This is a genomic window from Streptomyces sp. NBC_01520 (assembly GCF_045040375.1).
GTDB lineage: Bacteria > Actinomycetota > Actinomycetes > Streptomycetales > Streptomycetaceae > Streptomyces.
This window is the reverse complement of record NZ_CP109404.1, coordinates 1,961,114-1,974,593: the sequence shown is the minus strand read 5'-3', so window position 1 is coordinate 1,974,593 and position 13,480 is coordinate 1,961,114. Positions and strand designations below refer to the sequence as shown.

Genomic DNA, 13,480 nt, shown 5'->3' with positions numbered 1-13,480 from the left:
GAACGGCGCCGGACGCCCGTACGTTCTGCCGGTATGAGCGGACAAGTGACACGCCAGGGACATGAGGGGACGGGGCCGGGCTCCATCACGCCCGACGGCTGCGCGGTGGAGCTGTACGCGCGGCTGTCCCCGGGAAGCGAACCGGATGTGATCGGAGCAGCCGTGCCCCACGGTGCGAGCCTGCTCGAACTGGGCTGCGGGGCGGGCCGGGTGACGCATCCTCTGGTCGCGCGGGGCCTCTCGGTCACCGCAGTGGACGAGTCGCCTCAGATGCTGGACCGCATCCGCGGCGCCCGCACCGTACTGAGCCCGATCGAGTCGCTGGACCTCGGCGACGAGCGGTTCGACGCGGTCGTCCTCGGGTCGTTCCTGGTACACACGAGCGATCACCGGGTCAGGGAAGGGCTGTTGCGGACCTGCCGTACGTACGTCAAGGACGACGGGGTCGTGCTCATCCAGCGTGAGGGCGCCGACTACCACTCCGACCTCCCCCGGGAGCGTGAGGACCCGGCGGCAGGCTGCACCATACGGATGGTCTCGGCGGAGCCCGTCGGCGACGGGGTCGACGAGGTGCGCGCCGAGTACGTCTTCGAGGACGCGCGGTGGACCCAGACGTTCCGGTCGCGCCAGCTTTCCGTGGAGCAGTTCGAGGCCCATCTGGAAGCGGCCGGGCTCCGCGTCGAGCGCTATCTCACCGACGACGGCGTCTGGGCGAAGGCCCGGCCCGACCAGCCCTGAGAAAAGGCGAATCGGTGGTCGGGGACGCGATGAGTTCCCGGCCCCGGTCCGGTCTACCTCTGTGAAAGCGCCGAGGGGGCGAAGCGGGCCGAGCCGCTTCCCGCCCGCACCGGCGCGCGTCCCCATACGACCTCCGAGGAGACCTCCATGCCCGAAATCACCGCCGCCGCCGTCTCTCCCGCCACGACCACACCTGCCGCAGCACCCATGGCGACCGCACCCACCGCGACCGCACCCGCCGCCGCACCGCGACGGGGGCGGCGCGTCGCCCTGACTGCGGCCCGTGTCGTTCTCGCGCTGTTCTTCGGATTCAGCGCGGTGGCCAAGATCGCCGCCCACGAGTCCGCCGTGGAGTCCTTCGACCGGATGGGCTGGAGCAGCGGGGCCATGTATGCGATCGGTGGCCTGGAGATGGCCGGTGCCGTGGCCCTGCTGATCCCGCTGCTGGCCGGGGTGGCGGCGATGGCCTTCGGCGGGCTGCTGGCCGGTGCGTCGATCGTCCAGCTGACCCTGCTGGACCCGCCGAACGCGGTCATGCCCGCCCTGCTCATCGCCGTGGTCGTCCTGATCGCCCGGGACCGCAGGGAGCGGACCGCGGAGCTGTTCGCGCCGCTCCGCGGCCGGACAGGTGCGCGGCGCGACGGTCAGTGAACGAAGCGGTAGCTGCGCCAGGGCAGGCTCCGCGGCGCGTTGGCATCGGTGACCGTGGTCGGCACGTAGGTGGTCCCTCGGCCGGAGCAGTCACGGGTGCGGTAAAGGATCATGTCGATCAGCGTCAGGTTGGCGACCTCGTGCGCACCTGCGGGTGCCATGCGGTGGCACCCGTTCACCGACGGGCTGTTCACACTGACGACCCGGTCGCGTTCGGTGGTGTAGGTGACCGGCCCGACAGCGGTGCGTCCGAGGCCGGAGCACCCGGTGGCGGCGAGGGTGAGCAGGGCCGCCCCGGCGGCGATGCCGGCGCGGCGGCGCCGGCGGAGATCGGTGGGGGTCGCGGTCGCGGTGACGGACATGGGCGGGTCCTCGTCTGCTCGTCCGGCTCATCGGTACGTCACAGGGACGTGCTGGCGCTGGCCACCCTGCCCGCTCCCCGCAGGCCCGGCACCCGGTGCGCGGCCGGTCGGGGCCACCGGCACCCGGACAGAGGTTCGACGGGTGCGGATACCGGGCATATCGTGGTAATAGGGCGCGATGGTGGGCGCTCTCGGACTCTGGGAGCCGTGATGGTCGAGGAGCTGGTGATCGCAGCGGTGGCGGCGGCGTCGGGCTGTGCGGTGTACGTGATGGCTGCGGCCCGGGTCGTCAAACAGTACGAACGAGGCGTCGTGCTCCGCCTCGGAAGGCTTCACGACCAGGTGCGGACCCCGGGCTTCACCATGATCGTTCCTGGCGTCGACCGGCTCCGCAAGGTGAACATGCAGATCGTGACGATGCCCGTGCCCGCGCAGGACGGGATCACGCGGGACAACGTCACGGTGCGCGTGGACGCCGTCATCTACTTCAAGGTCGTGGACGCGGCGAGCGCGGTGGTCGAGGTGGAGGACTACCGGTTCGCGGTCTCGCAGATGGCACAGACCTCCCTGCGGTCGATCATCGGAAAGAGCGACCTGGACGACCTCCTCTCGAACAGGGAGAAGCTGAACCAGGGCCTGGAGCTGATGATCGACAGTCCCGCCGTCGGCTGGGGCGTGCAGATCGACCGGGTGGAGATCAAGGACGTGTCGCTCCCGGAGACCATGAAGCGCTCCATGGCCCGGCAGGCCGAGGCTGACCGGGAGCGGCGCGCGAGGGTCATCAACGCCGACGCGGAACTGCAGGCGTCGAAGAAGCTGGCCCAGGCGGCCCAGGAGATGTCCAGCCAGCCGGCGGCACTGCAGCTGCGACTGCTGCAGACTGTGGTCGCGGTCGCGGCCGAGAAGAACTCCACCCTGGTCCTGCCGTTCCCCGTCGAGCTCCTCCGCTTCCTGGAACGCGCCCAGCAGGGCCAGCCGCCACAGATCCCGGCCGAGATGCGGCCCTCGCAGGGCACACCCGGGCAGTCCCCGCAGATGGAGAAGCCCCCGTCGAAGGAACAGCCGCCACGTGCCGCCCCCTCCCCGTACCGGCCCATGCCGTACGAACGCGATCGGACCGCGCCGCAGCCGCAATCCGTCCGCGAGCCCGAGCGGCCGTCCAGCGGCGCGCACGCCAAGCCGCTCACCCCTCACTGACCCGTCCCGCGACCGTCCCTTCCGCCTGCCCTGACCTGTGGAAACACCTGGCCGGGGCGGGCCTTGTCGTACCTCCCGCCTAGACTCACGAAGACAGGACCACCAGGGATCCACGACCGGGCGCAGGCGGAAGGGGGCGGCGGCGGACATGGCACAACAGACACAGGACACGGCCGTCGACCGACTGCTGCGGTGCGCTGCGGTGTTCCTGCCCGCAGCTCTGCCCCGGGAGGGCAGGATCGCCTTCTGGGCCCCCGAGGGGACCGCTGACATCACGGGCGCCGACGGGCCGTTCCCCGAGGAGCGGACGGCCGGTCCGGGGGAGCCTGCGTACACGGTCACGGAGCTGACGGTCGTCGGACGGCACGGCGCGGACGGTGCCCGCCGCCGCACGGTGCCCGCCGTGCTGCTGTCCGTCGCCGAGGCGGTGCCCCTGCTCGCCCGTGCCCGGCACCGCACCATCGCCCACCCCGCCACCCGCGCCTGGGGCGCCGCGGCACTCCACGCACTCACCCTGGTGGCGCGCGGCAGACTCCTGCCCGGTCTGACGGCCGACGACCACGACGCCTGGCGGGCCGGACCGCGTGACGCCGAGGACATCGCCCATCTGCGGGCCGTCGCCGCCGCCATGCCGCCCGAGGGGCACGCGGCCCCGCTGGACGGCACCCCCCTGCGGGTCCCCGAGCCCCAGGCACTGCTCGGAGCCTTCCTCGACGCCGTCGCCGACGCCCTGCCCCGGACACCCGCGGCGGCCCACGCGATGGGGGCGCCGTTCGCCGCCCGCGAGGCACAACAGCTGACCGACGCCCGCGCCTGGGCCGTCGAGGTGGCCGCCGGACTCGACGCGGGAGTGCGCGTCTCCCTGCGCCTCGACTTGTCCGCGTACGAACTGTTCGACACCGCAGGCATCGCAGGCACCGCAGGCAACGCGGGCACCGCGGGCACGGACACCCCGGCCGCCCGGCACGCCGCCGCTGCCGTCACCCAGGTGCACAGCCTCGCCGACCCCACCTACGTCACCGACGCGGCCACGCTGTGGAGCGGCGGGGCCGGGGAGCCGTTCGGACCGAGGGCCAGGATCGACGCGGTGCTGGCGCTGCGGCGCGCGGCCAGGGTCTGGCCCCCGCTGGAGCGGCTGCTCGACCAGCCCGTCCCCGACGTCCTCGCACTCACCGAGGACGAGCTGTACGAGCTGATCGGCGACGCCGGGGTGCGGCTGGCCGCGGCGGGCGTCGCCGTGCACTGGCCCCGTGAGCTCGCCCGCTCGCTCACCGCCGCGGCCGTCGTCCGGACCGCGCCGGGCTCGGCCACCGACGGCACCTCCTTCTTCGACGCCGAGCACCTCTTCGCGTTCAACTGGCAGCTGTCCCTGGGCGACGAGCGGCTCACCGAGGCGGAGATGGACACGCTGGCCGAGGCCCACCGGCCGGTGGTGCGGCTGCGTGACCAGTGGGTGGTCGTGGACCCGGCGCTCGTACGGAAGGCGCGCAAGCGGGAGCTCGGTCTGCTGGACCCCGTGGACGCGCTCGCCGTCGCCCTGACGGGCAGCGCCGAGGTCGACGGCGAGCAGGTCGACGCCGTACCGGTCGGAGCCCTCGCCGCGCTCCGCACGCGCATCCTGGACGAGGACGCCACCCTCCCGCCGCCGCCCGGCCTCGACGCCACCCTGCGCGACTACCAACTGCGGGGCCTGGCCTGGCTGGACCGGATGACCTCGCTCGGCCTGGGCGGCTGCCTCGCCGACGACATGGGCCTGGGCAAGACCATCACCGTCATCGCGCTCCATCTGCACCGCGCGCACGCCGCCCCCACCCTGGTGATCTGCCCCGCCTCCCTCCTGGGCAACTGGCACCGGGAGATCAACCGCTTCGCGCCCGGCGTCCCCGTGCGCCGCTTCCACGGCACCGACCGGACCCTCACCGACCCGGACGGCGGCTTCGTCCTCACGACCTACGGCACGATGCGGTCCAGCGCGGACCGGCTCGCCGAGCACACCTGGGGACTCGTCGTCGCCGACGAGGCGCAGCACGTGAAGAATCCGCACTCCTCCACGGCCAAGGCGCTGCGCACCATCCCGGCCCCGGCCCGTGTCGCCCTGACCGGCACCCCCGTCGAGAACAACCTTTCGGAGCTCTGGGCCCTGCTCGACTGGACCACTCCCGGGCTGCTCGGCCCGCTCAAGGCGTTCCGCTCCCGGCACGCCCGGATCGTCGAGAACACCGGCACCGCGGCGGGACTGGGCAACGAGGAAGCGGTGGAGCGGCTCTCCCGGCTGGTCCGCCCCTTCCTGCTGCGGCGCAAGAAGTCCGACCCGGGCATCGCGCCGGAGCTGCCGCCCAAGACGGAGACCGACCACCCCGTCTTCCTCACCCGCGAGCAGGCAACGCTCTACGAGGCGGCCGTCCGCGAGACGATGGCCTTCATCGAGCAGTCGGAAGGCATCGCCCGGCGCGGGTTGATCATGAAGCTGCTCGGTTCGCTCAAGCAGATCTGCAACCACCCCGCGCAGTATCTGAAGGAGGAGCCGACCCGGCTCCCCGGACGCTCGGGCAAACTCGCGCTGCTCGACGAGCTCCTCGACACGATTCTCTCCGAGGGCAGCTCCGTCCTGATCTTCACCCAGTACGTCTCGATGGCCCGCCTCCTCTCCGCCCACCTGGCCTCCCGCGCCATCCCCTCCCAACTGCTGCACGGCGGTACGCCGGTGCCCGAGCGGGAGCGGATGGTGGACCGCTTCCAGTCGGCCGAGGTCCCGGTCTTCCTGCTCTCCCTCAAGGCGGCCGGCACCGGACTGAACCTCACCCGGGCCGCCCACGTCATCCACTACGACCGCTGGTGGAATCCGGCGGTCGAGGAACAGGCCACCGACCGCGCGTACCGCATCGGCCAGACCCAGCCCGTGCAGGTGCACCGGCTGATCGCGGAAGGCACCGTCGAGGACCGGATCAGCGAACTGCTGGAATCCAAGAGGGTCCTCGCCGACGCGGTGCTCGGCTCCGGCGAGGCCGCCCTGACCGAGCTCAGCGACCGTGACCTGGCCGACCTTGTCTCGCTCCGGAGGACGGCATGAGCCCCGGCGCGGGCCCCCGCCCCGCGGCCCGCCCCGGCCCCGACGACCTGCGGCGCACCTTCGAGGCCGTGCCCGCCCGCGCCGGACACGCCGACGGCCCCTTCGCGGACAGCTGGTGGGGCCGGGCCTGGGTGGACGCCCTGGAGTCCCTGTCGATGGACGAGGGGCGGCTCGCCCGCGGTCGTACGTACGCGGACGGCGGGCACGTCGCCGCGATCACCGTGACGCCGGGCCGGGTCATCGCGTACGTCCACGGCAGCCGCCCCCGCCCGTACCGTGCGGAGCTGCGCCTGCGTACGTTCTCGGCCTCCGACTGGGACACCTTCCTGGACGCCGCCGCGGCCCGGCCCGGGCATCTGTCCGCCCTGCTCGACAAGGAGATGCCGCACTCCCTGGTCGACACGGCGGGGGAGACCGGCATCCGGCTGCTTCCCGCCGCCGGAGACCTCGACCCCGACTGCTCCTGCCCGGACCGCGGCTGGCCCTGCAAGCACGTGGCGGCGCTCTGCTTCCAGACGGCCCGGCTCCTGGACAGCGACCCGTTCGTCCTCCTGCTGATGCGCGGCCGGGGCGAGCGGGAACTCCTCGACGAGCTCGGCCGCCGCAACGCCGAGCACTCCGCCCGCGAGCGTCCCGCCGTCCCCGCCATGCCCTCGGTCCCGGCGGGCGAGGCACTGGCCGACCGCTACCTGCCCCCGCTCCCCACACCGCTGCCCGTGCCCGCGCATCCCGGGCAGCCGCCCTCCTACCCGGACCTGCCCGGCGCCCGCGACCCGCTGTCCCTGGACCACCTCGCCTCGGACGCGGCGGCCCGCGCCCACGCGATCCTGACCACCGGGGACGACCCGCTCGCCGGGCTCAGCACCTGGCAGGACGCGGTGCGCATCGCCGCGTCCCGGCCCACCGCCGGCCTCACGGCCACCACCCGGGCCCTCTACCGCGAGCTGGCCTTCGCCACCGGCCGCAGCACCACCGACCTGGCCCGCGCCGTCGCCGCCTGGCGTCAGGGCGGCGCGGAGGGCCTCTCCGTCCTGGAAAGCCCGTGGGACCCGCCGGCCGGGCCGTTCGACCGGGCGCGCCCCGCCCTCGCCGCGGCCGACTTCCCGCGCTTCCAGCCCTGGCGCAACCACCTGACCAACGCCGGGGGCACTCTCCAGCTCCGCTTCGGCCACGACGGCCGCTGGTACGGCTACGAGTCCGACCCGGGTGCGGACGACTGGTGGCCCCGGGCCACCCCGGACACCGATCCGGTGGGCGCGCTCACCACCCTGCGCGGCTGACGCACCATCAGCTCTGTGCGTAGTAGGTGAGCAGTCCGACCACCAGGAGCGCGCACAGGGGCAGCATCACCCAGCGGGCCTTGCGGAACGACTCGTTCTCCTGCTGGGACAGCCCGCGGTCGGCACCGTGGACGGTGGCCAGATGCTCCCCGGCCATGTCGACGAGCTTCCTCGTGGTCAGCAGCGACGGCGACCAGTCGCAGTGCGCGCACACGAGGAAGTCGCGGTACGGGTCGTACCGGAAGTCGCGTTCGATGTTCACCGTGAAGACCCGGTCGTCCGGTCCGACGGCGGTGTAGTGGCGTATCGCCGCACCCATGAGACTGTCTCCCCTGCTCGGCTGTCGTATACCCGTTACCCGTTACCCGTGCGCGCGCACGCGATGGCGGGACGATACGGCACGGAAGTGTGACCGCGGGCGTCAAGGCCTGGCCGTGCCCCCAGCCGCGCCCGTGACGCCGGGCAGGGACACCCCACGGCCCGCGAAGAACCGTTCGAACACAGGCAGCGGCAGCTCGGCCGCACGCGTGGCCGCCGTCGTCCCCGACGGTTGTGGAAGTGCACCCCCGTCCCGTCGGCGGTGCGCGAGGTCAGCAGGACCAGATGCCCGCCCCGCCCCGGAGCCGGCAGCTCCGGATGCCGGATCCCGTAATGCGCGGACGCCATCACGCTCCTGCCCTCGTCCAGCAGGCCGGTGATGCCGGCGGGGGAGAGGTGCCGGTGGACGACCGCGTCGAGGCCGTGCGCCTCGGACACGTACGCGGCGAGCGGGGCGTGGACCAGGCCCCGGATCACCCCCTCGGCGTCCTCGGTGTACGCGCCGTGCTCCAGGGCCCGTCGCGCAGTGCGAACAGGCTCGGGGCGCCGGTGCCGAGCGCCATGCGCAGGCAGGTGATACCGCACAGATGACCTGCCCAGCGCCCGTACTCCTCGGGTGAGGCCGCGCCCGAATCCGCCCGGCCCGGGTCCTTTGCCGGATCGAGCCCGCCCTCCACGATCGCCCCCACCGGGCCGGGCGACGCGAACTGCGTGTGGACGGGGGCCGGACAGGCCGCGCAGATCACTGGCGGTATCCGCTCAGGAAGCGCCCGATACGGCTGATCGCGGCGTCGAGGTCGTCGGCGTGCGGAAGGGTCAGGATCCGGAAGTGGTCCGGGCGCGGCCAGTTGAAGCCGGTGCCCTGTACCACCTGGATCTTCTCCCGCAGCAGCAGGTCCAGGACGAACCGCTCGTCGTCGACGATGTCGTGCACCTTCGGGTCGATGCGGGGGAACGCGTACAGCGCGCCCTTCGGCTTCACGCACGAGACCCCGGGGATCTCGTTCAGCCGTTCCCAGGCCCGGTTGCGCTGCTCATGGAGCCGGCCCCCGGGAGCGACGAGCTCACGGATCGACTGCCGTCCGCCGAGCGCCGCCTGGATCGCGTACTGCGCGGGGGCGTTGGGGCACAGCCGCATCGAGGCAAGCATGGTCAGCCCTTCCAGATAGCTGCGGGCGTGCTGCTGCGGGCCCGACACCACCATCCAGCCGGAGCGGAATCCCGCGACGCGGTACGTCTTGGACAGCCCGCTGAAGGTGAGGCACAGCAGATCCGGAGCCAGGACCGCCACGGAGTGGTGCTCCGCGTCGTCGTAGAGGATCTGGTCGTAGATCTCGTCGGCGAACACCATCAGGCCGTGCCTGCGCGCCAGATCGAGCATGCCTTCGAGGATCTCGCGGGGGTAGACGGCGCCCGTCGGGTTGTTCGGATTGATGATCACCATGGCCCTGGTGCGGTCGGTGATCTTCGAGGCCATGTCGGCCAGGTCCGGGTTCCAGTCCGCAGCCTCGTCGCACGTGTAGTGCACGGCCTTGCCGCCCGCGAGGGTGGTGACGGCCGTCCACAGCGGATAGTCGGGGCTCGGGATGAGGATCTCGTCGCCGTCCTCCAGAAGTGCCTGGACGGACATGGAGATCAGCTCGGAGACACCGTTGCCGAGGAAGACGTCGTCGACGTCGACATCGGCCAGCCCCATCGCCTGATAGCGCTGCGCCACGGCCCGGCGCGCGGAGAGGATGCCGCGCGAGTCGGTGTAACCGTGTGCCTGCGGGAGCATCCGGATCATGTCCTGGACGATCTCCTCGGGAGCCTCGAACCCGAACAGTGCCGGATTGCCCGTGTTGAGGCGGAGCACGCTGTGGCCCGCCTCCTCGAGGGCGTTGGCCTGTTCGATGACCGGGCCCCGGATCTCGTAACAGACCTCGTTGAGCTTGCTGGACTGCCGGAACTCCATGCGGTGCCTCCCCGACCCTGAATTGCGATACTTGGTTTTACCAAGCTTGAGCTTGGAAAGTCCAACAACATGTCTAGACTGCGTCGCATGCCACGTCAGCAGCAGCCAGCAGCACGCCCTGTCCGCCGCCGGAGTTACGACCAGTTCTGCGCCACCGCCCGGGCCCTCGACTCCGTCGGGGACCGGTGGACGCTGCTGATCGTGCGTGAACTGCTGGCCGGTCCGCGCCGGTACACGGATCTGCACGCCGACCTGCCCGGTGTCAGCACGGACGTACTGGCCTCCCGGCTCAAGGACATGGAACAGGGCGGCCTGGCCGTGCGCCGCCGCCTGCCGCCGCCCGCCGCCGCCGCGGTGTACGAACTGACCGAGCACGGCCGCGGACTGCTCCCGGTCCTCACCGCACTCGCCCGGTGGGGCGCCCCCGCGCTCGCCGAACGCCGCCCGACGGACGCGGTGCGGGCCCACTGGTTCGCCCTGCCGCTGCTGCGCGCCCTGGACGGCCTCACGCGTCAGGGTGTCGTCGAGGTCAGGGTCGACGAGGGGGAGTTCCACATCCGCACGGGCGGTGGCGCGGTGGGGGAGGACGCGTACGGATACGGTCCCGCCACGGACCCGGACGCCTGCCTCGTGCTCGACGCCGAGCTCTGTCTGGCCCTCGGGCGCGGCGAGCTGACCCTTGCCGAAGTGGTCCGGGACGGCCGGGCCGAAGTCCTGGGCGAGGGCCCGCTCGCCGTCGAACTCCGCGGCGGCAGGTGACCGTGTCTCCGGTGCTCGCGGGCCAACTCGCGCGTAGCGTGGGCATGTTCGATGGGCCCGGATGCTGAGGGAGTCGGTCATGAGGTTCGGTGGCACGGTCGGTACGAAGAAGCGCGTAACACTGCGCAAGGTCATGCTCGTGGGGGTCTGTGTGGCGGCGCTCGGCCTCGTGCCGGCGGCGGCGGTCGCGACACCGGGCAGCGGGGTGAGCGGCACGGTCGTCGCGGAGGGCACGTCCGAGGGCAAGCTCAAGGTGAAGACCCCCAAGGGCCGCACGGATGTGACCTTCCGGAAGATCACGGTCGAGCCGGGCGGCTCCACCGGCTGGCACACCCATCGCGGACAGCTGATCGCCGTCGTCAAGGCCGGGACGCTGACCCGGACCCTCGACGACTGCTCGGTCGAGGTGACGCCCGCGGGGACGTCGTTCATCGAGCCGTCCGGGGCCGGCCACCGGCACATCGGGCGCAACCTCGGCACGGAACCCGTCGTGCTGTGGGTGACCTATCTGCTTCCCGAGGGCAGCGAACTGTCCGACGACGCCGACGCGGTGGACTGCCCGGTCGCGTAGGACGCGGCCACGGGACGCCGGGGCGCGCGGCCCCGGCCGGCCGGGGGCGATGATGGACGGGTGCGATTCGAACCGATCACCTGGGAACGGCTGGCCGAAGCCCTCGCCGAGCACGCCGACGGGACGGAACCGGCCGACGGCGGGGCGTGGCTCAGGATCGGCATCGACGGCGCCCCGGCCGCCCGCCCCGGCGAACAGGCCGAGCGCGTCGCCGGGGCGCTGCGGGCCCGCGGGCGCCCGGTCCTCACCGTGTCGACCGGAGGATTCCTGCGCCCGGCGAGCCTGCGCTACGAATACGGGAAGCAGGACCCCGACGCGTACGCCGACAGCTGGTTCGACACCGGCGCGCTGTGGCGGGAGGTGTTCCGGCCCCTGGAACCCGGCGGCAGCGGACGGGTGCTGCCCGACCTCTGGGACCCCGTGACGGACCGGGCCACCCGCAGCCCCTACCGGGTCCTGCCCGAGGGCGGGGTGCTGATCCTGTACGGCCCGCTGCTCCTCGGACACTGGTTCCCGTTCGACCTCGGCGTCCATCTGAGCCTGTCGGCGGGAGCGCTGCGGCGGCGCACCGAGGACGGTGAACGCTGGACCCTGCCCGCCTTCGCGCGGTACGAGGACGAGGCGGCACCCACCGAACGCGCGGACGTGGTCGTCCGGACCGACGACCCCAACCACCCCGCCTGGACAGGGCTCGGCGGTTAGGTCCCGCCGCCCGGACCCGCGCGTCACACCGGCCGGCCGCCGACCGTCGCGACCGCCTCGGCCCCCGCCCGGCAGCCGGCCGCGGTCGCCGTCGCGTCGTCCGCCCCCGCCAGGAGGGCCGCGAGGAAGCCACCGGTGAAGGCGTCCCCCGCACCCGTCGAGTCGACCGGGTGCCGGACGGCCGGGGCGGGGACGCGAGCGGTCACCGTGCCCCCGGCCGCAAGCAGGGCGCCCCGGTCCCCGAGGGTGACCACCACCCGGCCGGCGTGCCGGCTGAGCTTCGCCGCCGCGTCGGCCGGTTCCGGCAGCCCGGTCAGCTCGCGGGCCTCGTCCGCGTTCGGCAGCAGCAGATCCACTCCCTCGACCAGGTCCAGGAACGCCCCCGCGCCCAGTACGGCGAGGAAGCCCGCCGACGCCGGGTCCACGCTCACCGGCACGCCCCGCCGCCCGGCCTCCCGCAGAGCGAGGAGCGCCGTCGCCCGGCTCGTCGCCGCGAAGAGGAGATAGCCGGAGACATGGAGCCGGGCGACGCCGTCGAGCAGCGACGGCGACCAGTCGTCGGGGGAGAGGCGCAGGACCGCTCCGCCGTCGGTGAGGAAGGTGCGCTCGGCCGAGGAGTCGACCAGGGCGACCACCGTGCCGGTCGGCGTCTCCTCGTCCACGGCCAGCAGCGGGCGCACCCCGGCCCGTTCCAGCGCGCCCCGGTGCCAGGCGGCCGAATCGGCCCCGGCCCGGGCGAGCAGCCGTACGTCCCGGCAGCCCGAACGCGCCGCCCAGCAGGCGACGTTGGCACCGGCTCCGCCCGGCAGCGTGCTGATCCGCGCAGGCGTGTCCGTACCGTGGACCAGGGCCGAACCGTGCCGTACGACCACATCGGTCACCACGTCCCCGACGACGAGCAGGGCGCCCCCGGTCACCGTGCCGCCGCCGTCGCGATCTGCGCGGCGAGCCGCACATTTCCCCGTACCGCGGCCAGATTGGCCTCCAGGGACGCGCCGTCGGTCTCCCGCATCAGGAACTCCAGCAGGAACGGTGTGACGGCCTGCCCGACGATGCCGCGCTCCCGGCAGGCGTCCAGCGCCCGGGCGAGCACCCGGTCGTGCACCGCGGGGTCCAACTGTTCCTCCTCCGGTACGGGGTTGGCGACGATCAGCGCCGCGGCGGGACCGCCGAGCTCCTCCCGGGCCCGCATCACGTCCGCCACCTCCTGCGGCGTACGGACCGTCCAGTCGACCGGTTCGCCCGAACTGCTCAGGTAGAAGCCCGGGAAGTGGTCCGTGCCGTAGCCGAGGACGCCGACGCCGAGCGTCTCCAGGCGCTGGAGGGTGGCCGGAACGTCCAGGATCGACTTCACCCCCGCGCAGACCACCGTGATGCCGGTCCGGGCGAGCAGCCGGAGATCCGCCGACTCGTCCTGGGTCTCGGTCCACTCCCGGTGTACGCCGCCGAGTCCCCCGGTCGCGAAGACACCCAGTCCCGCCCGCGCCGCCAGGAACGCGGTCGCGGACACGGTCGTCGCGCCGCTCGCACCCGTGGCCAGTGCGGGCGCCAGGTCACGGTGGCCCAGCTTCCGCATCGCCGGGTCCGCCGCCACCCGTTCCAACTGGTCCGCCGTCAGGCCCACATGGGCCCGGCCGTCCAGCACGGCGACCGTGGCGGGCACGGCACCCGCCTTGCGTACGATCTCCTCCAGCTCCTCCGCGACCCGGAGGTTGCGGGGGCGGGGCAGACCGTGCGCGATGATCGTCGACTCCAGGGCGACGACGGGGCGCCCTTCGGCGAGGGCCTCCCGCACCTCGGCGCAGAGCACGGGGGCGTGGCGGTCGGTTTCCTGCGACGTGGATGCCGATGGGTTCCGATGCATGCCCCATCCCTGTC

At 73.0% G+C, this 13,480-nt stretch carries 13 protein-coding genes and 1 pseudogene; 8 read left to right on the top strand and 6 right to left on the bottom strand.

Annotated elements, in window-relative coordinates; all coding sequences use genetic code 11:
• Positions 1-33: 33 nt before the first annotated feature.
• Together OG524_RS09000 and OG524_RS08995 are read left to right on the top strand one after the other, a co-directional pair.
• Positions 34-738, top strand: a complete 705-nt coding sequence (locus OG524_RS09000) for a class I SAM-dependent methyltransferase (RefSeq protein WP_405809748.1) — start codon at positions 34-36, stop codon at positions 736-738.
• A gap of 147 nt (positions 739-885) precedes the next feature.
• A complete protein-coding gene (locus OG524_RS08995) occupies positions 886-1,389 on the top strand; it encodes a DoxX family protein (protein WP_405809746.1) in 504 nt (167 codons plus the stop codon).
• On the opposite strand, the gene OG524_RS08990 is transcribed toward OG524_RS08995, so the two are convergent.
• A complete protein-coding gene (locus OG524_RS08990; protein ID WP_405391473.1) occupies positions 1,383-1,751 on the bottom strand; it encodes a hypothetical protein in 369 nt (122 codons plus the stop codon). The genes OG524_RS08995 and OG524_RS08990 overlap by 7 nt on opposite strands.
• A 210-nt stretch (positions 1,752-1,961) precedes the next feature.
• Between OG524_RS08990 and OG524_RS08985 the strand changes: the two genes are divergently transcribed.
• The 3 genes from OG524_RS08985 (at position 1,962) to OG524_RS08975 (ending at position 7,298) form a co-directional block, all read left to right on the top strand.
• On the top strand, positions 1,962-2,948 hold the full coding sequence (locus OG524_RS08985; RefSeq protein ID WP_405393260.1) for an SPFH domain-containing protein: 987 nt from the start codon (positions 1,962-1,964) through the stop codon (positions 2,946-2,948).
• Positions 2,949-3,096: 148 nt separating this feature from the next.
• Positions 3,097-6,018 (top strand): SNF2-related protein, encoded by a 2,922-nt coding sequence (locus tag OG524_RS08980; RefSeq protein WP_405809744.1) that lies wholly within the window; start codon positions 3,097-3,099, stop codon positions 6,016-6,018.
• On the top strand, positions 6,015-7,298 hold the full coding sequence (locus OG524_RS08975) for an SWIM zinc finger family protein (protein WP_405809742.1): 1,284 nt from the start codon (positions 6,015-6,017) through the stop codon (positions 7,296-7,298). The genes OG524_RS08980 and OG524_RS08975 overlap by 4 nt, the downstream gene beginning before the upstream one ends.
• A 7-nt stretch (positions 7,299-7,305) precedes the next feature.
• Here OG524_RS08975 and OG524_RS08970 read toward each other — a convergent pair whose 3' ends face one another.
• The 3 genes and pseudogenes from OG524_RS08970 to OG524_RS08960 form a co-directional block, all read right to left on the bottom strand.
• The gene (locus tag OG524_RS08970) at positions 7,306-7,617 is read right to left on the bottom strand and encodes a hypothetical protein (RefSeq protein ID WP_405391476.1); all 312 of its coding nucleotides are present in this window, start codon (positions 7,615-7,617) and stop codon (positions 7,306-7,308) included.
• A gap of 102 nt (positions 7,618-7,719) precedes the next feature.
• Positions 7,720-8,362, bottom strand: a pseudogene (locus OG524_RS08965) (peptidase).
• Positions 8,359-9,570, bottom strand: a complete 1,212-nt coding sequence (locus OG524_RS08960; protein ID WP_405391477.1) for a pyridoxal phosphate-dependent aminotransferase — start codon at positions 9,568-9,570, stop codon at positions 8,359-8,361. The pseudogene OG524_RS08965 and the gene OG524_RS08960 overlap by 4 nt, the downstream one beginning before the upstream one ends.
• An 87-nt stretch (positions 9,571-9,657) precedes the next feature.
• On the opposite strand from OG524_RS08960, the gene OG524_RS08955 reads away from it, so the two are divergent.
• The 3 genes from OG524_RS08955 to OG524_RS08945 all read left to right on the top strand — a co-directional run bounded on the left by OG524_RS08955 (position 9,658) and on the right by OG524_RS08945 (position 11,602).
• On the top strand, positions 9,658-10,329 hold the full coding sequence (locus OG524_RS08955) for a winged helix-turn-helix transcriptional regulator (RefSeq protein ID WP_405391478.1): 672 nt from the start codon (positions 9,658-9,660) through the stop codon (positions 10,327-10,329).
• Positions 10,330-10,408: 79 nt separating this feature from the next.
• Positions 10,409-10,900, top strand: coding sequence for a cupin domain-containing protein (locus tag OG524_RS08950; RefSeq protein WP_405391479.1), 492 nt, complete (start codon positions 10,409-10,411; stop codon positions 10,898-10,900).
• Between the two features lie 60 nt (positions 10,901-10,960).
• Complete coding sequence (locus OG524_RS08945) at positions 10,961-11,602, top strand: uridine kinase (RefSeq protein ID WP_405391480.1); 642 nt, start codon at positions 10,961-10,963, stop codon at positions 11,600-11,602.
• A 23-nt stretch (positions 11,603-11,625) separates the two neighbouring features.
• Here the strand turns inward: OG524_RS08945 and OG524_RS08940 are convergent, their stop codons facing one another.
• Together OG524_RS08940 and OG524_RS08935 are read right to left on the bottom strand one after the other, a co-directional pair.
• On the bottom strand, positions 11,626-12,519 hold the full coding sequence (locus tag OG524_RS08940; protein WP_405809739.1) for a carbohydrate kinase family protein: 894 nt from the start codon (positions 12,517-12,519) through the stop codon (positions 11,626-11,628).
• Positions 12,516-13,466 (bottom strand): pseudouridine-5'-phosphate glycosidase, encoded by a 951-nt coding sequence (locus OG524_RS08935; protein WP_405391482.1) that lies wholly within the window; start codon positions 13,464-13,466, stop codon positions 12,516-12,518. The genes OG524_RS08940 and OG524_RS08935 overlap by 4 nt, the downstream gene beginning before the upstream one ends.
• Between the last annotated feature and the right edge of the window lie 14 nt (positions 13,467-13,480).